The 19,852-nt window shown below is 70.5% G+C and carries 20 protein-coding genes and 1 rRNA gene; 1 reads left to right on the top strand and 20 read right to left on the bottom strand.

From position 1 onward, the window contains the following. Nucleotides 1-2: 2 nt before the first annotated feature. Nucleotides 3-1,463: a DUF222 domain-containing protein gene (locus tag ACIPY8_RS18515; RefSeq protein ID WP_400821385.1), complete on the top strand. Its 1,461-nt coding sequence runs from the start codon at nucleotides 3-5 to the stop codon at nucleotides 1,461-1,463. Nucleotides 1,464-1,493: 30 nt separating this feature from the next. Here the strand turns inward: ACIPY8_RS18515 and ACIPY8_RS18520 are convergent, their stop codons facing one another. From ACIPY8_RS18520 to rrf, 20 genes are all read right to left on the bottom strand, one after another. After that, nucleotides 1,494-2,015, bottom strand: a complete 522-nt coding sequence (locus ACIPY8_RS18520) for a hypothetical protein (protein ID WP_400821388.1) — start codon at nucleotides 2,013-2,015, stop codon at nucleotides 1,494-1,496. Further along, on the bottom strand, nucleotides 2,012-2,956 hold the full coding sequence (locus ACIPY8_RS18525; protein ID WP_400821390.1) for an NUDIX domain-containing protein: 945 nt from the start codon (nucleotides 2,954-2,956) through the stop codon (nucleotides 2,012-2,014). The genes ACIPY8_RS18520 and ACIPY8_RS18525 overlap by 4 nt, the downstream gene beginning before the upstream one ends. Nucleotides 2,957-3,043: 87 nt before the next feature. Next, complete coding sequence (gene der, locus ACIPY8_RS18530) at nucleotides 3,044-4,564, bottom strand: ribosome biogenesis GTPase Der (protein ID WP_400821392.1); 1,521 nt, start codon at nucleotides 4,562-4,564, stop codon at nucleotides 3,044-3,046. Further along, nucleotides 4,557-5,261: a (d)CMP kinase gene (gene cmk / locus ACIPY8_RS18535; RefSeq protein WP_400821394.1), complete on the bottom strand. Its 705-nt coding sequence runs from the start codon at nucleotides 5,259-5,261 to the stop codon at nucleotides 4,557-4,559. The genes der and cmk overlap by 8 nt, the downstream gene beginning before the upstream one ends. Then, nucleotides 5,254-6,405: a prephenate dehydrogenase gene (locus tag ACIPY8_RS18540; protein WP_400821397.1), complete on the bottom strand. Its 1,152-nt coding sequence runs from the start codon at nucleotides 6,403-6,405 to the stop codon at nucleotides 5,254-5,256. Before ACIPY8_RS18540 ends, cmk begins: the two co-directional genes overlap by 8 nt. After that, nucleotides 6,402-7,199, bottom strand: a complete 798-nt coding sequence (locus tag ACIPY8_RS18545) for a pseudouridine synthase (protein WP_400821400.1) — start codon at nucleotides 7,197-7,199, stop codon at nucleotides 6,402-6,404. The genes ACIPY8_RS18540 and ACIPY8_RS18545 overlap by 4 nt, the downstream gene beginning before the upstream one ends. Nucleotides 7,200-7,266: 67 nt before the next feature. Continuing rightward, complete coding sequence (scpB, locus tag ACIPY8_RS18550) at nucleotides 7,267-7,875, bottom strand: SMC-Scp complex subunit ScpB (RefSeq protein WP_400821402.1); 609 nt, start codon at nucleotides 7,873-7,875, stop codon at nucleotides 7,267-7,269. Next, nucleotides 7,865-8,626, bottom strand: coding sequence for a segregation and condensation protein A (locus ACIPY8_RS18555; RefSeq protein ID WP_400821442.1), 762 nt, complete (start codon nucleotides 8,624-8,626; stop codon nucleotides 7,865-7,867). The genes scpB and ACIPY8_RS18555 overlap by 11 nt, the downstream gene beginning before the upstream one ends. A gap of 115 nt (nucleotides 8,627-8,741) precedes the next feature. Then, nucleotides 8,742-9,632, bottom strand: a complete 891-nt coding sequence (locus tag ACIPY8_RS18560) for a ParA family protein (protein WP_400821405.1) — start codon at nucleotides 9,630-9,632, stop codon at nucleotides 8,742-8,744. A gap of 128 nt (nucleotides 9,633-9,760) precedes the next feature. Continuing rightward, on the bottom strand, nucleotides 9,761-10,663 hold the full coding sequence (gene xerD, locus ACIPY8_RS18565; protein ID WP_400821407.1) for a site-specific tyrosine recombinase XerD: 903 nt from the start codon (nucleotides 10,661-10,663) through the stop codon (nucleotides 9,761-9,763). Nucleotides 10,664-10,665: 2 nt separating this feature from the next. Further along, on the bottom strand, nucleotides 10,666-11,262 hold the full coding sequence (locus ACIPY8_RS18570; protein ID WP_400821409.1) for an NUDIX domain-containing protein: 597 nt from the start codon (nucleotides 11,260-11,262) through the stop codon (nucleotides 10,666-10,668). Beyond that, nucleotides 11,255-12,949: a CTP synthase gene (locus ACIPY8_RS18575; RefSeq protein WP_400821412.1), complete on the bottom strand. Its 1,695-nt coding sequence runs from the start codon at nucleotides 12,947-12,949 to the stop codon at nucleotides 11,255-11,257. The genes ACIPY8_RS18570 and ACIPY8_RS18575 overlap by 8 nt, the downstream gene beginning before the upstream one ends. Nucleotides 12,950-12,966: 17 nt before the next feature. Then, nucleotides 12,967-14,658 carry a DNA repair protein RecN gene (recN, locus tag ACIPY8_RS18580; protein ID WP_400821414.1) on the bottom strand — a complete coding sequence of 564 codons (1,692 nt, stop codon included), beginning with the start codon at nucleotides 14,656-14,658 and terminating at the stop codon, nucleotides 12,967-12,969. Continuing rightward, nucleotides 14,655-15,569 (bottom strand): NAD kinase, encoded by a 915-nt coding sequence (locus tag ACIPY8_RS18585; RefSeq protein WP_400821417.1) that lies wholly within the window; start codon nucleotides 15,567-15,569, stop codon nucleotides 14,655-14,657. The genes recN and ACIPY8_RS18585 overlap by 4 nt, the downstream gene beginning before the upstream one ends. Further along, nucleotides 15,566-16,363 (bottom strand): TlyA family RNA methyltransferase, encoded by a 798-nt coding sequence (locus ACIPY8_RS18590; protein ID WP_400821420.1) that lies wholly within the window; start codon nucleotides 16,361-16,363, stop codon nucleotides 15,566-15,568. The genes ACIPY8_RS18585 and ACIPY8_RS18590 overlap by 4 nt, the downstream gene beginning before the upstream one ends. Then, nucleotides 16,360-16,536, bottom strand: a complete 177-nt coding sequence (locus ACIPY8_RS18595; protein WP_400821423.1) for a hypothetical protein — start codon at nucleotides 16,534-16,536, stop codon at nucleotides 16,360-16,362. The genes ACIPY8_RS18590 and ACIPY8_RS18595 overlap by 4 nt, the downstream gene beginning before the upstream one ends. 90 nt (nucleotides 16,537-16,626) lie before the next feature. Then, nucleotides 16,627-17,664 (bottom strand): HAD-IIA family hydrolase, encoded by a 1,038-nt coding sequence (locus ACIPY8_RS18600; protein WP_400821426.1) that lies wholly within the window; start codon nucleotides 17,662-17,664, stop codon nucleotides 16,627-16,629. After that, entirely contained in the window at nucleotides 17,665-18,477 is an 813-nt protein-coding gene (locus tag ACIPY8_RS18605; RefSeq protein ID WP_400821427.1) for a hypothetical protein, read from the bottom strand. 38 nt (nucleotides 18,478-18,515) lie between these two features. Beyond that, the gene (locus ACIPY8_RS18610; protein ID WP_400821430.1) at nucleotides 18,516-19,589 is read right to left on the bottom strand and encodes a hypothetical protein; all 1,074 of its coding nucleotides are present in this window, start codon (nucleotides 19,587-19,589) and stop codon (nucleotides 18,516-18,518) included. A 176-nt stretch (nucleotides 19,590-19,765) separates the two neighbouring features. Beyond that, nucleotides 19,766-19,852 (bottom strand): 5S ribosomal RNA (gene rrf, locus ACIPY8_RS18615); the annotation flags it as partial.

The following is a 19,852-nucleotide window of genomic DNA, read 5'->3' on the forward strand; positions in this document are numbered from 1 at the left end:
GCATGACCCGGCGCACCGATCTCGACCTCGACCTGGAGGAGCGGTGCCGCCTGCTCGATGAGTGGGTCCAGACGCGGCGACAGATCGCGGCGCTCGAGGCGCGCGCCTCGGACCTGCTGGTCGAGCGGATCGACGTGCACGACGCCGATGTGGCGGAGAGCCCGTTCCACCGGGATGCGATCTACCGGTCGATGCTGTCCGAGTACTCCGCCGCCGGGCACCTTCCCCGCGGCACGGTGGAGCAGGCGTTCACCGACGCCCGCACCCTCTCCCGGGATCTGCCCGCGGTGCGGGCCGCGTTCCAGGCCGGGGCGATCACAGTCGTACACGTGCGGGAGATCGTGCGGGCGAGCATGGTCGTCTCCGAGGCGGTGCTCAACAAGGTCGTGGATGCAGAGACGCTGGGCCTGTACGAGCAGTCCGTCCTCGTCGTCGCCGAGCAGGACTTTGCCGCCCGCACCGGCACCCACGCCCGCAAAGTCGCCGCCGCTCTCGCGAAGCAGACCGTCGTCGAACGCCAGCGCCGCGCCTCCGACGAACGATGCGTGAGCGTCCGCTCCGTCGATGACGGCCTCGCGCTGCTCACCGCCGTGCTGCCCGAGTGGCTCGCCGTCGCGATCGCCGACCGCCTCACCCGCATGGCCCGCGAGATCGTCCGCACCCGCAACGACCGCGAACCCGTCCTCCCGCCACTCGAACCCTCTGCCCCCGACGACGAGTTCGCGCGCGGCCTCGTGCCCGGCGATCCACGCCTCGACGCCGACCAAAGGCAGAACATCATCCACGGCGAAGACGGAACGTACACGATCGACCCGCTCGCCGGACTCGTCGACCCGCTCACGGATCCGTCCAGCCCTGACATCGAGCACGTCCCGACCGATGAGCGCACTCTCGACCAGATCCGTGCCGACCTGCTCACCGACCTGCTCCTCGCCTCAGCCCCCTCCGAGACCCTCGGCACCGGACTGGACACCATCCAGGCGCGCATCCAGGTCACCGTCGCCGCGACCACCCTCGCCGGCACCGACGACCGGCCCGCGGAACTCGACGGCCACGGCCCGCTCGACCCCGACATCGCACGGAGCCTCGCCGGACGAAACACCGGATGGTCCCGCCTCTTCCTCGACCCCACCGGACTCGTCACCGAGACCGACACCTACACCCCCACCGAACCCATGCGCAGGTTCCTCCGCGCGCGCGACCAGCACTGCCGCTTCCCCGGATGCCGAATGCCGGTGCACCGCTGCGACATCGACCACACCCACGACCACGCCCTCGGCGGACGAACACGCGCCGACAACCTCAGCCACCTCTGCCGCACCCACCACACCCTCAAACACCCCGACATCGACGACCAATATCGGTGGACCGCCCGCCAGGGTCCCGGCGGCGACGTCACCTGGACCAGCCCCCTCGGACGCACGTACTCCGACCCCCCACGACGACGAGTCATGTTCGTCTGACGCGCCGCTCGGACGTATGGGACCGGCCGGTTAGAGGCTGCTCGCGCCCGGGCCCACCGCGCGGAGCACGATGTACACGGCGGCGATGAGAGCCGCTGCGATCAGGAAGATGACGGCGAACATCGGGATGACCGCGATCGGGAAGACGATCATGAAGAGAGCGTTGAGCACGGCGACGATCGCTGCTGCGCGCAACGCCCGACGCGTGACGGCCCCCGGAACGGCGACAGCGGCGAGCGGTCTCTCCACCGCCGGTTGCTCTGCCTGCGAGACGGCCGGAGCCTGTTCGCTCCCCTGGCCGGCGCCACGGAGCACACCCCAGGCGCGAGCTCGCGATGCTCGGACGATCGCGATCACGAGGAGCACGACCGTCACCAGGAACGCCGCGAAGGCGATGGGGTTGTCGACCGGGAAGACCAAGAACCGCAACGCGAAGTAGCGGTCGCCGCCGAAGAGGAACAGGTGCAGGGCGATCGTTCCCACCACGGCCGCACTGACGCCGACGACGTCGCCGATCCGGTCGGTGGCGCGCGATCGAGGCCGGGCGTTCATCGGCTCGTGCCGTCGAGCAGTCCGAGCAGCCATCCCGACGACCGGACCTGCGCCGCGCCGGCCGACGCCACCCGCGCCTGCAGCTCACCGTCGCTCGTCACGGCGACGACGTACCGACCAGCGTCCGCCTGTCGAGCGACCTCCCTGACGATCGCGTCATCCCCCGCAGCCTCCGCCTCGACGACCGAGACGTCCCCACCCAGGCGCAGGTCCGCGAAGTCCTCGACCTCGGTCTCCGGCGCATCGATCCCGCGGGCGGCGCCTTCGACCACGAGCGAGACTCCGGGGAACCAGTCGTCACCGCCGAGCTCGACCTCTCCCCCGGGCAGCGTCAGACCGCGGAGACGTTCAGCCAGTCGACGCGCCGCCCCGGCCCGGTCCTTCCACCAGCCGTCCGGCACCGATCCGACGACGTTCGCAGCGTCGACGACCACGACCTGTCGCACGGACAGGAGTTCGCGCAGCGCGGGCCAGGCACGCTCGAAACCCGGGTGCAGCGGCCGTCGATCGACCTCGTCGAGGGGCACCCACTCCAGGGCCACACTCTCCGGATCGCTGATCACCGGCTCGAACGGCGCCACGACATCGGCGATCACCGTCGTGTACGACCAGATGCCGAGATCGAGCACGCTCGTGAAGCGCGGACGCACGGACCCGTCCGGCACCCCGGCCTCTTCCTGCGCCTCGCGGACCGCGCCGACGATCGCTCTCTCGCCCTCGTGCAGAGCGCCCCCGGGCAGACCCCAGGTGCCACCGAAGTGACTCCACGCGACGCGGTGCTGCAGAAGGATCCCCCGCTCGGCATCCACGGCCAGGAGCCCGGCGGCGCCGAAACGCCCCCAGTACTTCTCCCCCGACGGCGCCACGACCCACGCGTCGCCGGGATTGCGCGGCCCGTCGGGACGACGGGGCTCACCGGCAGCAGGAGGTACGACAGTCACCCCTTCAGCTTTTCACAGCATCCGGGTATCGGCACGGTCTGCGGTCACACACCGGAACAGCGTGTCACCGCAGACCGCCTCGCGGGATCAGCGCTGACGCTTCTCGCGGACGCGCATGTTGACGACGATGGGCGTGCCCTCGAAGTCATACAGTTCGCGCAGACGACGCTGGATGAAGCGACGGTAGCCCGGGTCGAGGAATCCGGTCGTGAAGAGCACGAACGTCGGCGGTCGCGTCGACGCCTGCGTGCCGAACAGGATGCGGGGCTGCTTGCCGCCGCGCAGCGGGTGCGGGTGCTCCGCGACCAGCTCGGCCAGGAACGCGTTGAACTTGCCGGTCGGGATACGGCGATCCCAGTTCTCCAGCGAGGTCTCCAGTGCGGGGACGAGCTTGTCGAGGTGACGCCCGGTCTTCGCCGAGATGTTCACGCGCGGAGCCCACGCCACGTGCGCGAGGTCCTGCTCGATCTCGCGCTCCAGGTAGCGGCGACGGTCGGCGTTCTCGAGGTCGTCGTCGTTCAGACGATCCCACTTGTTGAACGCGAGCACGAGCGCACGACCCGACTCGAGCACGAGGTCGATGATCCGCACGTCCTGCTCGCTGATCGTCTCCGACACGTCGAGCACGACGACGGCGACCTCGGCCTTCTCGAGCGCGGCCGAGGTGCGCAGCGACGCGTAGAAGTCGGCGCCCTGCGCCATGTGCACGCGACGACGGATGCCGGCGGTGTCCACGAGCGTCCAGAGCTTGCCGCCCAGTTCGACGATCTCGTCCACGGGGTCGCGCGTCGTGCCGGCGAGGTCGTTCACGACCACGCGCTCCTCACCCGCGGCCTTGTTCAGCAGCGAGGACTTACCCACGTTCGGACGGCCGAGGATGGCGACGCGGCGCGGTCCGCCGATCTCCGCCTTCGCGACGGCCGACACGTCGGGGAGCTTCTTCAGCACCTCGTCGAGCAGGTCCGCGACGCCACGACCGTGGATCGCGGAGACCGGGTGCGGCTCTCCGAGACCGAGGTTCCAGAGCGCTGCGGCCTCGGGCTCCTGGCGGGCGTCATCGATCTTGTTCGCGACGAGGAACACCGGCTTGCCGCTCTTGCGCAGAAGGCGCACGACATGCTCGTCGGTCGAGGTCGCGCCGACCATGGCGTCGACCACGAACAGCACCACGTCGGAGAGGTCGATCGCGACCTCCGCCTGCGCGGCGACCGAACGGTCGATGCCGCGGGCGTCCGGCTCCCACCCTCCCGTGTCGACGAGCGTGAAGCGGCGATCGCTCCACTCGGCCTTGTAGGTCACTCGGTCGCGCGTGACACCGGGGGTGTCCTCCACGACGGCCTCACGGCGTCCGAGGATGCGGTTCACGAGCGCGGACTTGCCGACGTTCGGTCGTCCGACGATCGCCACCACGGGCAGAGCGGGCAGGAACTGGATGCCGTCCTCGCCCATCGTGATGCCGGCGAGGAGCGCCGCGTCCTCGTCGTCGAGCTCGTAGTCGGCGAGACCCTGGCGCAGGGTCTCCGCGCGCGCCTCGGCGAGCTGCTCGTCGAGAGCATCCATCTTCTCGGCGAGCTGGTCGGGGCCGCCTTCGTATTCGTCGTCAGCCATGCTGTGCTCCTCGGAGTCGTTCGATCACCGTGAGGACGGCGTCGATGGTCTGGGGGAAATCGAGCGCGGTCGAGTCGACGACCTCGACGCCGTCGGCGGCGTTCAGGAAGTCGACGACGGCGCTGTCGGAGGCGTCGCGCTTGTGCAGCGCCTCGGCCACCGCCTGGGCGTTCTCGCCCGCGAGCTCTCCCGCGCGGCGGGCGGCCCGCACCTCAGGAGCGGCGGTGAGCAGGATGCGCACCGGAGCGTCGGGGGCCACGACGGTCGTGATGTCACGACCCTCGACGACCACGGCGGGATACGGCGCCTCGGCGACGAGCTCGCGGAACAGACGGTTGACCTGCTCGCGCACGGCCGGCACACGTGCCACGCCGCTGACCGCACTTGACACACGAGGGTCGCGGATCGCGTCGGTCACGTCCGCATCGCCGACGAGCACGGTGCGCACGTCGGGGTCGAGGCCCAGCTGCACCGGGAAGTCGGAAGCCGCGGCGAGCACCGCCTCCGGCGACTCGGTGTCCGCTCCGCGATCGAGGACGTGCCACGCGAGCGCGCGGTACGCCGACCCGGTGTCGAGGTAGCCGAAGCCGAGCGTGCGGGCGACGGCCTTCGAGACGCTGGACTTGCCGGAACCCGCGGGACCGTCGATCGCGATGAAGTCCACGGGCACCGCGGAGGAAGAGGTCGTGTCAGTCATTCGTGTTCCCTGCGATCCGCCAGCCGCGCTCCTGGAGTCCGGTGATCGCACCGTGCAGCGCGGCCGGGTCGACGCTGATCTCGGCGAGGCCGAACTGGGCGCCCGGCGAGTGCTCGAGGCGAAGATCCTCGACGTTCACCGACAGCTCGCCGAGCTCGCCGAAGAGCCGTCCGAGCTGGCCGGGCGTGTCGTCCACCATGACGACGAGGGTCTCGAAGCGCCGGTTCTGACCGTGCTTGCCGGGCAGCCGCTCGACGCCGTCGTTGCCGTGCTTGATCGTCTCGGCGACCACGCGACGCGCGCCCGGGGCCTCCGGCGCGCGCAGAGCGTCGGAGACCTCGCGGAGGTCGGCGGCCAGTGCGTCGAGGATCTCCACCACGGGTTCGGCGTTCGCTCCGAGGATCTGCACCCAGAGCTCGGGCGCCGACGCCGCGATGCGGGTCGTGTCGCGCACACCCTGGCCGGACAGACGCAGCGCGCCCTCGTCGGCGACGGCGAGGCGCGCGGCGAGGAGACTCGCGACCACCTGGGGCACGTGCGAGGTGAGCGCGACCGAGCGGTCGTGCTCCTCGGGGGTCATCTCGAGCGGCATCGCCCCCACGTCGAGCGCCAGCGCCTCGACGAGGGCCAGATCAGCCGCGGTGGTCTCGCCGTCACGGCACACGACCCAGGGACGTCCGATGAAGAGGTCGGCGCGCGCGGAGATCGCCCCGCCGCGCTCGCGTCCCGCCAGCGGGTGCGAGCCGATGTAGCGGCTCAGGTCGACGCCACGGCTGCGGAGCTCGCGGAACGGCTCGAGCTTCACACTCGCGACGTCCGTCACGACGGCATCCGGGAAGCGCGCGAGCTCGGCCGCGATGACGTCCGCCGTCACGTCCGGCGGCACCGCGACCACCACGAGAACCGGGGCGTCGCCCTCGGCGGAGGCACGGCCGGCGCCGTAGTCGATCGCGAGGCGCAGCTGCGCGGGTGACGTGTCGTCGAGAATGACGTCGACGCCCTTCGCGCGCAGCGCATGACCGATGCTGGCACCGAGCAGACCGGCGCCGACGACGCGCACAGTGCCCGACAGCCGCGTCGCGACGCGTGCGGGCGCGACGACGCCGGAGGGCGCCGCGCTGGGCGCACTCGTCGTATCGGTCATGGGGTCTCCTGCTCGCCTGGCGCCTCGGCGACACCGGAATCACGGCGCGCGAGAGTCAGCAGCGCACCGAGTTCGATTTTACTCAGTTCGCGGGAGCGCCCAGCCGGGAGGGTTCCCAGGTGCAGCGGTCCGAACTGCCGGCGCACGAGCTCGGTCACCGGATGCCCGACGGCGGCCATCATCCGCCGAACGATGCGGTTGCGTCCGGAGTGCAGCGTCAGCTCGACGAGGCTCGACCCGCGCGAGGTGTCGAGCAGACGCGCCTTGTCGGCGGCGATGGGCCCATCCTCGAGCTCGATGCCCTTCGTGAGCTTCGCGATCGTCTGGGCGGTGACGGCGCCGTCGACCTTCGCGATGTACACCTTCGTCACGCCGAACGACGGGTGCGCGAGCACATGCGCGAGCTCGCCGTCGTTCGTGAGCACGAGCAGCCCGCTCGTCTCGGCATCCAGGCGCCCGACGTTGTACAGCCGCTCCTCGTAGTCCTTCGTGAAACGGCGCAGGTCGGGACGGCCGCTCTCGTCACGCATGCTGCTGACGACGCCCGTGGGCTTGTTGAGCATGACGTAGCGCTTCGAGACGTCGAGCTGCACCGCGGTGCCGTCCACGTCCACCAGGTCGGTCTCGGGGTCGATACGCCGACCGAGCTCCGTGACGGTCTCACCGTTCACTCGGATGCGCCCCTCGACGATGTACTGCTCCACGACGCGGCGCGAGGCCACGCCGGCCGCCGCGAGCACCTTCTGCAGACGGACGCCCTCGGGCGCCGCGTTCTCTGCGGGAAAACCGGTCATCGGACCACTCCTTCATCGAAACAGATCCGCTGACCGCCATGATCGCCCTCCGCGACCGACAGCACAGTCATCGGACCACTCCTTCATCGAAACCGTCGGCGCCGTCATCGAGCAGCGGGGAGATCGGCGGAAGCTCGTCGAGCGAGTTGATGCCGAGGTGCTGCAGCAGCGCGTCCGTCGTGCCGTAGTTGATCGCCCCGGTCTCGGAGTCGGCGAACAGCTCGGTGATGAGACCGCGGGCGAGGAGCGTGCGGACCACCGAGTCGACGTTCACCGCGCGGATCGACGCGACCTGACTGCGTGTGACCGGCTGCTTGTAGGCGATCACCGCGAGGGTCTCCAGTGCCGCCTGCGACAGTCGCGCCGGGGCCTGTCCCCCCACGAACTCGGCGACGAGGGCATCCTGATCCTCCCGGACGTACAGACGCCAGCCGCCGCCGACCTCCCGCAGCTCGAAACCGCGGCGCGGACCCGTCCCCCGGCCGTCGTAGTCCTCGACGAGCGCCTCGATCGTCTGCCGTACGGCGGGCACGGGCGAGCCGACCGCCGCGGCGAGGGCGACCAGTCCGATCGGCTCGTCGATCACCAGCAGAATCGCCTCGACGCGCTCGGTCAGCGGCGACTCGAGAACGGCGCTCTGTCCGTCCGTGAGGTCATCGGTCAGGTCATCGGTCATAGTCGGCTCCCAGCGTCGCCAGCATCTCGTCCGACCAGGAGTCGGCGGCCCAGCGGAGGGTGAGCTCCCCGAGCGGTTCCAGTTGTTCGAAGGACAGCGCCGCGTGCCGGTACAACTCCAGCACCGAGATGAACCGCGCGACCACGATCCCCGGCTCGCGGATGCCGGCGACGAGCTCGCGGAAGTTCAACGACTCCGCGCCGCGGAGCAGCGTCACGACGATCGCGGCCTGCTCGCGGATGCTGACGAGCGGCGCATGCAGGTGATCGAGGCCGACGTGCGGGATCTCCTTCGGCGCGAACGCGAGCAGTGCGATCGCCGCGAAGTCGTCGACGGACAGGGTCCACACGAGCTCCGGCGTCTGAGCGCGGTGCTTCTCGTCGAGCCGCACGGCGCGCACGTGTCGTCGATCCTCGCGCTGCAGGCAGCGGGAGAACCACGCCGACACCTCCTTGAAGGCGCGGTACTGCAGGAGACGGGCGAAGAGGAGGTCTCGCGCCTCCAGGAGCGCCACGGCCTCGGCATCCACCAGCTCGCCCTGCGGCAGCAGACCCGCGACCTTCATGTCGAGCAGTGTCGCGGCCACGACGAGGAACTCGGACGCCTGGTCGAGCTCCTCCTCGTCGTCGAGGTCGCCCAGATAGGCGATGAACTCGTTCGTGACGGCGCTGAGGGACACCTCGGTGATGTCCATCTCGTGCTTCGAGATGAGATTCAGGAGAAGGTCGAACGGCCCGTCGAAGTTCGTCAGCGAGACTCGGAATCCAGCGTCGGAGGTCTCCGGCTGCTCGACCGCAACTGCCTCGACCGCGCCTGCCTCGACCGCGACGGCGGGCGCGACCGTGTCGGTGTTCTCGGAGATCTCGTCAGGCGACGGCGCCACGGGCGACCAGCTCCCGCGCCAGCCGCAGGTAGGCCTGGGCGGCGGCGTGCTCCGGAGCGAACTCGGTGATGGGCACACCCGAGACCGATGCGTCCGGGAACTTCACGGTGCGGCCGATCACGGTCTCCAGCACATCGTCGCCGAACGCCTCGACCACGCGTTCGAGCACCTCGCGCGAGTGCAGCGTACGCGGGTCGTACATCGTCGCGAGGAGGCCGTCCATCGTGATCGACGGGTTCAGGCGATCGCGCACCTTGTCGATCGTCTCGATCAGCAGGGCAACGCCGCGGAGGGCGAAGAACTCGCACTCGAGCGGGATGATGACGCCGTGCGCGGCGGTCAGCGCGTTCACCGTGAGCAGACCGAGCGACGGCTGGCAGTCGATGAGGATGACGTCGTACTCCCCCGCGACCTGACGCAGCACCCGGGCGAGGATCGTCTCACGGGCGACCTCGTTCACGAGGTGGACCTCGGCGGCCGACAGGTCGATGTTCGCGGGCATCACGTCGAGACCCTCGACGTCCGAGTGCACGATCGCATCGTGCGCGTCGCGCTTCGTGTCGAGCAGGAGGTCGTAGATCGTGGGGACGTCGTGCGTCTGGATGCCGAGACCGGCGGAGAGCGCGCCCTGCGGGTCGAAGTCCACCGCGAGGACCTTGCGCCCGTACTCCGCGAGCGCGGCGGCGAGGTTGATGGAGGTGGTCGTCTTGCCGACGCCGCCCTTCTGGTTGCACAGCGCGATGATGCGCGCGGGCCCGTGGGATGCGAGCGGCTCGGGGGTCGGGAACCCGTGATACGGCCGCCCGGTCGGTCCGAGGGGTGTCTCGTCGGCCTTCTGTGCCTTCGCCCTGGACTTCGCCGCTTTCTCAGCCACCGGTTCTCCTGCTCCTTCGTGCTTGCTCGATTGTAGCGGGAGGCCCGGCGCCGGGCGTCCCGGCGCGCGGCGGGGCCGATCCCCGGGCGCGGCGCGCGACGTCGCTCCTCCCCGCGGCGGAGCGTCCCTCACCGGGCCCGCGGATGCGACGTCGCGTAGACGTCGCGCAGGGTGTCCACCGAGACGTGCGTGTAGATCTGAGTCGTCGCGACCGAGGCGTGGCCGAGGAGCTCCTGCACCACCCGCACGTCCGCACCGCCCTGAAGCAGGTGCGTCGCGAAGGAATGGCGCAGCGTATGGGGCGACACCTCGGCGGTGATCTGCGCGCGATCGGCCGCGGCGCGGATCACGAGCCACGCGCTCTGTCGCGAGAGCGGGGCTCCCCGCGCACCGAGGAAGAGTCGCGCGGAGGCGCGCCCCTTCGCCGCGAGACCGGGGCGCACCCGGGTGAGGTAGGCGTCCACGGCAGCGCGCGCGTACGAGCCGACCGGCACGATGCGCTCCTTGGAGCCCTTGCCGCGCAGACGCAGCACCTCGCCGTGCGACAGGTCGTCGACGTCCAGGCCCACGGCCTCGGAGACGCGCGCACCCGTGGCGTACAGCAGCTCGAGCAGCGCACGATCACGGATTCCGAGGGGCTCCTCCGCCGACGGCGCGGCGAGCAGACGTTCGACCTGGTCGATCGTGAGGGCCTTGGGCAGCCGACGGGGCGCCTTGGGCGGACGCAGCCGTCCGCTGGGGTCGTCGTCCTCGATGCCCTCGCGGGCCAGGAAGCGATGCCATCCGCGAACCGACGACTGCAGCCGCGCGAGGCTCGTCGCGGCGGGCGGAGGATCGGCCGCGGCGCGGTCGGCGACGAAACGGCCGATCACCGTCGGCGTGATGTCGGCCGTGTCGGTGATCCCCTCCGCAGCCAGCCACTCCCGATAGCCGGACAGGTCGCGTCGGTAGGCCGCGATCGTGTGCTCGCTGAGACCGCGCTCGATCGTGACGTGGCGCAGGTACGAGTCCACGGCGCGATCGAGCTGCACGCTCAGCCTCCGATGCGGCGTCTCTGCGCGGCCGCGAGCACGCCGATCCCGAGGATCCCGTTGCGCATCCGTCCGGCCAGCACGGCGTCCACCGCGTCCGACAGCGGAACCCACTCCACGCGGATGTCGGCTTCCTCATCCTCGCGCGCGTGCGCCGACGGCGCGGACGACAGCCCGGTCGCGAGGAACACGTGGATCATCTCGTCGTTGCCGCCCGGCGTCGTCCAGGACGACACGAGCGGCTCCCAGTGCGCGGCGACGAGATCGGCCTCCTCCGCGAGCTCGCGCTGCGCGGCCTCGACCGGTGCCTCGCCCTCGACGTCGAGCAGTCCCGCAGGAAGCTCCCAGTCGCGATGACGGATCGGGTGCCGGTACTGCTGGATCAGGAGAACCCGTCCGTCGTCGTCGAGCGCGAGGATCGCGACCGCACCGGTGTGAGCGACGTACTGGCGGCGGATCTCGCCGTCGCCGTAGCGCACGCGATCGTCACGGACGTCCCAGACGGCGCCCTCGAACGCGAGGACGCTGCTCAGCACCTCGGGTTCGAAGGGCTCGTCGCGGAGGTCGAACGCCGCCGGACGGGAGTCCGACTCAGGCATCTGCTTCGACGTCGAACAGCTCGCTCGCGCGGTGACGCTCGATCGCCGCGCCGACGAGCCCGCGGAACAGCGGGTGCGGGTCGGTCGGGCGCGAGCGCAGCTCGGGGTGCGCCTGCGTCGCGATGTAGTAGGGGTGCACGTCGCGCGGCAGTTCGACGAACTCCACGAGGTCGAGGTCCGGGTTCAGGCCCGAGAACACGAGACCCGCGTCGGACAGGCGCGCCCGGTAGGCGTTGTTGACCTCGTAGCGGTGACGATGGCGCTCGGACGCCTCGGCGGCGCCGTACAGCTCGCGCGCCAGAGACCCGTCGGCGAGGGCGGCCTGGTAGAGACCGAGACGCATGGTGCCGCCGAGGTCTCCGCCGTCGAGGATCTCGATCTGCTCGGCCATCGTCGCGATCACGGGCTCGGTCGTCTCGGGGTCGAACTCGCTCGACGAGGCGCCGACGATGCCGGCGACGTCACGGGCGTACTCGATGACCATGCACTGCAGGCCGAGGCACAGCCCGAGCGTCGGGATGCCCTGCTCGCGCGCGAACTTCAGCGCGCCGAGCTTGCCCTCGATGCCGCGGATGCCGAACCCGCCCGGCACGCAGATGCCGTCGAGCGATCCGAGCTGCTCCTTGGCGCCCTCGGGCGTCTCGCACAGGTCCGAGGGGATCCAGCGGATGTTGACCTTGGTCTCCTGAGCGAACCCGCCGGCCTTGAGCGCCTCCGTCACCGACAGGTAGGCGTCCGGCAGGTCGATGTACTTGCCGACGAGGCCGATGGTGACCTCGTGCTTGGGGTTGTGCACCGCGTGGAGGACCTTGTTCCAGCGCGTCCAGTCGACGTCGGCGGCCTTCGTGTCGAGACCGAGGCGCCGCACGATGTAGGAGTCGAGGCCCTGCTCGTTGAGCGTCGAGGGGATGTCGTAGATGCTCGGCAGATCGACGGTGTTGATGACGCCCTCGGCGTCGACATCGCACATCAGGGCGATCTTGTTGCGGTTGCTCTCGCTCACCGGACGGTCGCTGCGGAGCACCAGCGCATCGGGCTGGATGCCGACCTGGCGGAGGGCCGCGACGGAGTGCTGCGTGGGCTTGGTCTTCTGCTCGCCCGAGGCGCCCATGAACGGCACGAGTGACACGTGCACGAAGAACACGCTGTCGCGACCGAGCTCGTGACGCAGCTGACGGGCCGACTCGAGGAACGGCTGCGACTCGATGTCGCCGACGGTTCCACCGACCTCGGTGATGATGACGTCGGGCCGCGGGTCCTCGCTCGCCTGGAGGCGCATGCGGCGCTTGATCTCGTCGGTGATGTGCGGGATGACCTGCACGGTGTCGCCGAGGTACTCGCCGCGGCGCTCCCGTGCGATGACCTGCGAGTAGATCTGACCGGTCGTGACGTTCGCCGCCTCCGACAGGTTGATGTCGAGGAAGCGCTCGTAGTGGCCGATGTCGAGGTCGGTCTCGGCGCCGTCGTCGGTCACGAAGACCTCGCCGTGCTGGAACGGGTTCATCGTTCCCGGGTCGACGTTCAGGTACGGGTCGAGCTTCTGCATCACGACGCGGAGTCCGCGGGCGGTGAGGAGGTTGCCCAGGCTGGCCGCGGTGAGGCCCTTGCCCAAAGACGAAACGACACCACCAGTCACGAAGATGTGCTTGGTCGTGTCGTTCTTGGGCCCCGCAGAAGAAGAGTTCATCACGGGCTTCGATCCTATCAGGAGGCGGGGGCCCCGAGGCTGAGAAGCTCTCGGGCATGGGTGAGTGCGGCATCGGAATCCGTCAGACCGGAGAGCAGGCGGGCCATCTCGGCCTCACGCTCCTCCCCGTCCAGCCTGCGGACACTCGACGCCGTGACGGCTCCGTCGTGGGATTTCACGACGGAGAGATGATTGTTCGCGAAGGCCGCGACCTGGGCCAGATGCGTGACGGCGATGACCTGGGACTTCTCGGCGAGTCGGGCGAGTCGCCGCCCGACCTCGATGGCGGCGGCGCCGCCGATGCCGGCGTCGACCTCGTCGAACACGAACGTGGGCACGGGGTCGGTCCCGGCGATCACGACCTCGATGGCGAGCATGACGCGCGACAGCTCGCCGCCCGATGCCCCCTTCGACACCGATCGCGGTTCGGCACCGGGGTGCGGAGCCAGGAGGATGGCGACGTCGTCGCGGCCGTGCGTGCTCTCGGTGCCGCGCGTGACGGCGACCTCGAGGCGGGCATCGGGCATCGCGAGGGCGTGGAGCTCCTCGGTGACTTCCTCGCCCAGGCGGGCTGCAGCCGCGACGCGTTCCGCGGTGAGAGCGTCGGCGTGCGCATCGAGTTCGGCCCGCGCGGCGTCGCGCTCGGCCTCGAGCCTCTCGATGCGGTCGCCGTCGTCGTCGAGTTCGGCGAGCCGAGCCGAGCCGGTCTGCCAGAGCGCGAGCGCCTCGTCGAGGGAGCCGTGCGCACGGATCAGCGTGCTCAGGGCGGCGCGTCGCTCCTCGACCGCGGCGAGCTCGTGCGGCCCGGACTCGTCGAGATCGGCGAGGTACGCCGACAGCTGCGCGGCGAGGTCGGTCACGCGATAGCCGACGTCGGCCAGGCCCTCCGCGATCTCGGTGAGAGTGGGATCGGATGCACGCTCCAGCGCGCGCCTGGCCTCGGCCACGAGCGCCGTGACGTCGGGCTCGCCGTCCTCGTTCGACAGCGTGCCGTGCGCGAGCGAGGCCGCGACACGCAGTTCCTCGGCGTTCGTCAGGCGCTCCGAGCGTGCCGTGAGCTCGGCGTCCTCCCCCGGCTCCGGAGCGGTCGCCTCGATCAGCGCGAGCGCCTCGCGGAGCCGGGACGCCTCCTCGGCCCGTCGGTCGCGGTTCTCGGTGATGTCGACGATCTCGGCGTCGAGCTCGCGCCACCGGGCGAACGCGGCGGCGTAGGTCTCGAGCGCCGTCGCGATCGGCGCCCCGCCGAAACGGTCGAGGGCGTCGCGCTGCGCGGCCGCCGACCGCAGGCGCAACTGCTCCGACTGGCCGTGCACGACCACGAGCTCCTCGGCGAGGGCCGACAGGACCCCTGCCGGTGCGGCACGTCCACCGACGCTCGCGCGGCTGCGCCCCTCGGCGCTCAGAGTGCGAGAGACGTAGAGCTCGGCGGACCCGGCGCCGGCGGGCTCGAGGTCTCCCCCGGCATCCGCGACGATGTCCGCGACGTCGCCGGTCTCGGGAACGATCCACACGCCGGCGACAGAAGCCTGGCCCGACCCGGACCGCACGGCCCCCGAATCGGCGCGCTGTCCGAGCAGCAGACCGAGGCCGGTCACGACCATGGTCTTGCCGGCACCGGTCTCGCCCGTGATCGCGGTGAACCCCGACCCGAGGGGCAGCACGGCATCGGCGATCACGCCGAGTCCCTGCATCCGCATCTCCTCGATCATGCGCCGCCTCCCTGACCCCGCCATCCGGCGACCGGCAGCTGGAACTTGCGCACCAGCCGGTTGGTGAACTCGGCCGGATGCAGTCGTGCGAGGCGCACGGGGCGGGACGACCGGCGCACGACGACGCGCGCACCGGGTGGAAGGTCGTGCGAACGGCGTCCGTCGCACCACAGGATGCCCGACCCAGACGCACTCTCCAGCATCTCGATCGCGACGGCGGCGTCCGGGCTGACGACGAGCGGCTTCGCGAACAGCGCGTGCGCCGACAGCGGGATCACGGCGATCGCCTCGACACTCGGCCAGATCACCGGCCCGCCTGCGGAGAAGTTGTAGGCGGTCGACCCCGTCGGTGTGGAGACGACCATGCCGTCGCAGCCGAAGCTCGACAGCGGGAGTCCGTCGATCTCGAGCACGACCTCGATCATGCGCTCGCGACTGGCCTTCTCGACCGTCGCCTCGTTGAGCGCGAAGGTCTCGTAGACGACGGCGCCCTCGGCGTCCTTCACGCGGACCGACAGCGCGAGGCGCTCCTCGACCTCGTAATCCCGGGCGATCACCCGCCGCACGGCGTCGTCCATGTCGTCACGATCGATCTCGGCGAGGAAGCCGACATGCCCCATGTTGATGCCGAGCACCGGCGCCGAGCAGCCGCGGACGAGCTCGGCCGCGCGGAGGATCGTGCCGTCGCCGCCGAGGACGATCGCGAGCTCGAGGTCGTCCTGCTGGACCGTATCGCCCAGCACATCCACGTCGGCGAAGCTCGGATCGACCGCACTCAGGTCTAGGCTCTCGTCGGGCGCGAGCACCGGACGGGCACCCGCGTCGCGGAGAGCGTCGATCACTCGCCGCGCTGCCGCGACGGTGTCGTCACGGCGCGCGTGGGCGACGACCAGGATGTTGCGCTCGTTCATCGTCCCCCTGCCAGTTCGTTGATGCGTTCCGACCATTCTGACGGATCCGTCCCGCGGCCCGGCGCGAGATGCACGAGATACTCCGCGTTGCCGTGCGTCCCCAGGATCGGGGAGGACAGGATCCCGAGCATCCCGAGCCCGGCGTCCCAGGCGCTCCAGACCGTGCGCGCGACGGCATCCGCACGCGTCGCCGGGTCGGTCACCAGACCGCCGCGTACCGCGGTGCGCCCCACCTCGAACTGCGGCTTCACGAGGAGCACGATGTCGGCGGACGGCGCCGCGACCGCGGCGATCGCGGGGAGGACGAGCTCGAGGGAGATGAAGGAGAGGTCTCCGACCAGGAGATCGGGCGCCTCGGGCTCGTCGGTCGCCTCGGCGAGGCCGTCGGGCGTCATGTGCCGCACGTTGTACCCCTCGACGACCACGACGCCCGGATCAGCCGCGATCGAGGGCGCGATCTGGTCGTGCCCGACGTCGACGGCCAGGACTCTGCGGGCACCGCGCTCCCGTAGCACCTGGGTGAATCCCCCGGTGGACGCCCCCATGTCGAGGGCGAGGCGCCCCGCGACCGGGACGTCGAAGCCGTCGAGGGCGGCGATGAGCTTGTGGGCGGCACGCCCGACGTAGTGGTCCGCTCCGGCGACCGCGAGCTCTGACCCGTCGGCGACGGGAGTCGAGGCTTTCACGACCGGACGCCCGTCGACGCTCACGAGGCCCTCCGCGATCAGCGAGGCGGCGTGCGTACGGGAGCGGGCGAGGCCTCGGGCGGCGAGTGCGGCGTCGAGTCGCGTCATCGGGCGCCCGGCGCGTCGCGCTGATCGAGCTTCGCTCCGCTGTCGAGGCGTCGCGAGAGCTCGTCGTGCAGGCCGGAGTAGGCGTCGGCTCGAGCAGCGAGAGGCTGCCCTTCGATCAGACGCAGGCGACTCCACAGACCGTCGGTCGGCGCGTTCGTCGTCTCTTCGCTCACACTCCTACTGTACGCGGCGCGGCCGACAGCGCGGCAGAGCCACGGCGCGGGGCGGCACGGTCGCACGGAGCTCGCCGGCCCCCTGACGGCTCAGGGACGGTGGAACGGGTCGTCGTAGAGGCGCTCGGGGACCCGCAGCACGAAGACCGGGGTGCCGGACGCCCAGATCGCCGCGGCCCCGGCGCGCAGCAGATCGATCTGCGCGTGCCCCTCCGCGACGATCTCCACGTCGGCCCCGGTCACGCGCACCGACGCGCCGTTCACCGTGTGGACGCCGTCCGCGACCGTGACCTCGGGGTATGTCTGGTGGAGTTCGCGCAGGTCACTGAGGATGTACGTCGGCCGCGACCCCTCGGGAGCGGCGAGCACGTGCTTGGGCCGATCGATGCCGGTGAGGACGAGCGCGGACTCGATCCCGGCGCGCACGGCGCCCAGGATGTCGGTGTCCAGCCGGTCGCCGATGAAGAGGGGCTTCGTCGCGCCGAAGCGGGCCATGGCCTCCTCGAAGATCGGCACCTCGGGCTTGCCGGCGACCGTCGCGAGACGGCCGATCGCGGTGTGCACGGCCGAGACCAGAGTCCCGTTGCCCGGCGCGACGCCGCGCTCGCGCGGGATCGTCCAGTCGGTGTTGGTCGCGATCCACGGGATGCCGCCCTCGTCCTCCGGGACCTTGAGCGCGAACGCCGCCTCAGCGAGATCCGTCCAGGCGACCTCGGGGGCGAAACCCTGCACGACCGCCGCCGGGGAGTCCTCCGCCGAGCGCGTGACCGTGTATCCGGCCTTCTCGGCCTCGTCGACCAGGCCGTCTCCCCCGACGATGAGGAGAGTCGCCGGCGGTGGGACGATGCCGGCAAGAAGCCGCATCGCCGCCTGGGGGCTCGTGATCACATCGGCGGGGGCGACGCTCAGCCCGAGGCTGCTCAGATGCGCCGCGACCGACGCATCCGTGCGGGAGGCGTTGTTCGTGATGTACCCCAGGCGCGCGGTCTCGGCCGCCCGATTGAGGCTGTCCACCGCGTGCGGCAGCGCACCCGGGCCGGCGTACACCACGCCGTCCAGGTCGGCGAGGACAGCATCCACGCCGTCGAGCGGGGTGCGGGACTGGGCCCTCTTGGAGAAGAGTCCCATTCACGCGTCCTTGTCGGTCGACGACTCGGACGCATCGGAGGCATCGGAGGCATCGGAGGCCGTCACGGTGTCGTCGTCCTCGCCCAGGAGCTCTCGGACCTCGTCCTCGATCGACGGCTCGGGAACGCTGTCCTCCGTGTCCGCGTCGGCGTCGTTGGCGGTGTCTGCGGTGTCTGCGGTGTCTGCGATGTCTTCTGTGTCGGTGTGCTCCTCGGGTTCGACGGCGACACCGTCCTCGTCATCCTCCCAGTCCTCGACGAGACCGTCTTCGACGAACATCTCCTCGTCGCCTGCCTCGTCGACGCCGAGAGCCTCGGCAGCGACCTCGGCCCGATGGAACCAGAACGCGGCCTCGTCGGCCCGTCCGAGGTCTTCGAGCACGGCGGCGCGAGCGGCGAAGAGCGCCGGGCTCCACTCGAAGGCGCGGTCGGGGTCGAGCTCCGGGATCTCGAGCTCGCCGAGCGCGAGTTCGAGGTCGCCCTGGTCCAGACGCGCCCCCGACATGGCGATCGCCAGCGCGACGCGCACCGCGGTGTCGAGAGTCGTCCTGTCGACGGCACGGCCGGTCTCGAGGGCGCGGTCGGGTCGTCCGATACCGCGCTCGCTGTCGACCATGAGCGCGATCTGATCGTCCTTACCGGAGATGCGCCGGTAGGTGCGCAGCTCACGCAGGGCCAGCGCGAAGTCCTCGGTGGCGTAGGCGGTGATCCCGAGCGTCTCACGGACGATCGCGATCCGACCTGCACGCCGTGACGCGGCGAGAGCGTGCTTGTGGGCGAGCTCCGGGTCCTCGTCGATGAGACGGGATGCCATGGCGAGGTGGCGGGCGACGTGCTCGGCGTTCTCCTTGCTCAGCGTCTTGAGCTCGTTGCGCGCCGACGGGTGGAGGTCACGCGCCGTGACCTCGTCCGGAATGATCGGGTCGTTGTGACGCGGACGGTCGTCCGTCGCCTGGACAGGACGCTCGCGCCCTGCTCCCCCACGCTGAGGGAACGATCGCGTGCGGTCGCCACGGTCACGGGTCGGGGCACCACCGTCGCGGTTGTAGCCACCCTCACGACGCGGAGCACCACCGTCACGGTTGTAACCGCCCTCACGACGCGGAGCACCACCGTCACGGTTGTAACCGCCCTCACGGCGCGGGGCACCACCGTCACGGTTGTAGCCACCCTCACGACGCGGGGCACCACCGTCACGGTTGTAGCCACCTTCACGACGAGGCGCACCACCATCACGGTTGTAGCCACCCTCACGACGAGGCGCACCACCATCACGGTTGTAGCCACCCTCACGGCGCGGAGCACCACCATCACGGTTGTAACCGCCCTCACGGCGCGGGGCACCACCATCACGGTTGTAGCCACCCTCACGGCGCGGAGCACCACCATCACGGTTGTAGCCACCCTCACGGCGCGGAGCACCACCGTCACGGGAGTAACCACCCTCACGACGAGGAGCACCACCGTCACGGGAGTAGCCACCCTCACGACGAGGAGCACCACCATCACGGGAGTAGCCACCCTCACGACGAGGAGCACCACCATCACGGGAGTAACCACCCTCACGACGCGGAGCACCACCATCACGGGAGTAACCACCCTCACGACGCGGAGCACCACCGTCACGGGAGTAACCCCCTTCACGACGAGGAGCACCACCATCACGGGAGTAACCACCCTCACGACGCTGGCCCCCGTCACGGGAGTAACCACCCTCACGACGCGGAGCACCACCATCGCGACGCGGGGCGCCGTCACGGGAGTAGCCACCTTCACGACGCGGAGCACCACCATCACGGGAGTAACCACCCTCACGACGCGGAGCACCACCATCGCGACGCGGGGCACCACCATCGCGACGCGGGGCGCCGTCACGGGAGTAGCCACCTTCTCGGCGCGGAGCACCACCATCACGCGAGTAGCCACCCTCGCGACGCGGCTGCGAGGAGCGATCTCCGGAAGGCCGTTCCCGGCGCGGTCCCTGATCGTCGTTACGACGCGGGCGGCGCTGTTCGTCTTCCGGCATGATGCTCCTCTGTTGATGTATGTGTTGTTAACGCGAAATGGCCACCCAACGATGGGTGGCCATTTGCTTAAAAGGAGTCCGGCGGTGTCCTACTCTCCCACAGGGTCCCCCCTGCAGTACCATCGGCGCTGTGAGGCTTAGCTTCCGGGTTCGGAATGTGACC

Source organism: Microbacterium sp. NPDC089696 (assembly GCF_044749125.1).
GTDB lineage: Bacteria > Actinomycetota > Actinomycetes > Actinomycetales > Microbacteriaceae > Microbacterium.

What these genes read in the sequence shown, in the direction of transcription:
- ACIPY8_RS18515 (WP_400821385.1), top strand. Translation starts at nt 3, where the DNA reads ATGACCCGGCGCACCGATCTCGACCTCGACCTGGAGGAGCGGTGCCGC.
- ACIPY8_RS18520 (WP_400821388.1), bottom strand. Translation starts at nt 2,015, where the DNA reads ATGAACGCCCGGCCTCGATCGCGCGCCACCGACCGGATCGGCGACGTC.
- der (WP_400821392.1), bottom strand. Translation starts at nt 4,564, where the DNA reads ATGGCTGACGACGAATACGAAGGCGGCCCCGACCAGCTCGCCGAGAAG.
- cmk (WP_400821394.1), bottom strand. Translation starts at nt 5,261, where the DNA reads ATGACTGACACGACCTCTTCCTCCGCGGTGCCCGTGGACTTCATCGCG.
- ACIPY8_RS18540 (WP_400821397.1), bottom strand. Translation starts at nt 6,405, where the DNA reads ATGACCGATACGACGAGTGCGCCCAGCGCGGCGCCCTCCGGCGTCGTC.
- ACIPY8_RS18545 (WP_400821400.1), bottom strand. Translation starts at nt 7,199, where the DNA reads ATGACCGGTTTTCCCGCAGAGAACGCGGCGCCCGAGGGCGTCCGTCTG.
- scpB (WP_400821402.1), bottom strand. Translation starts at nt 7,875, where the DNA reads ATGACCGATGACCTGACCGATGACCTCACGGACGGACAGAGCGCCGTT.
- ACIPY8_RS18570 (WP_400821409.1), bottom strand. Translation starts at nt 11,262, where the DNA reads ATGCCTGAGTCGGACTCCCGTCCGGCGGCGTTCGACCTCCGCGACGAG.
- ACIPY8_RS18575 (WP_400821412.1), bottom strand. Translation starts at nt 12,949, where the DNA reads ATGAACTCTTCTTCTGCGGGGCCCAAGAACGACACGACCAAGCACATC.
- recN (WP_400821414.1), bottom strand. Translation starts at nt 14,658, where the DNA reads ATGATCGAGGAGATGCGGATGCAGGGACTCGGCGTGATCGCCGATGCC.
- ACIPY8_RS18585 (WP_400821417.1), bottom strand. Translation starts at nt 15,569, where the DNA reads ATGAACGAGCGCAACATCCTGGTCGTCGCCCACGCGCGCCGTGACGAC.
- ACIPY8_RS18590 (WP_400821420.1), bottom strand. Translation starts at nt 16,363, where the DNA reads ATGACGCGACTCGACGCCGCACTCGCCGCCCGAGGCCTCGCCCGCTCC.
- ACIPY8_RS18600 (WP_400821426.1), bottom strand. Translation starts at nt 17,664, where the DNA reads ATGGGACTCTTCTCCAAGAGGGCCCAGTCCCGCACCCCGCTCGACGGC.
- ACIPY8_RS18605 (WP_400821427.1), bottom strand. Translation starts at nt 18,477, where the DNA reads ATGGCATCCCGTCTCATCGACGAGGACCCGGAGCTCGCCCACAAGCAC.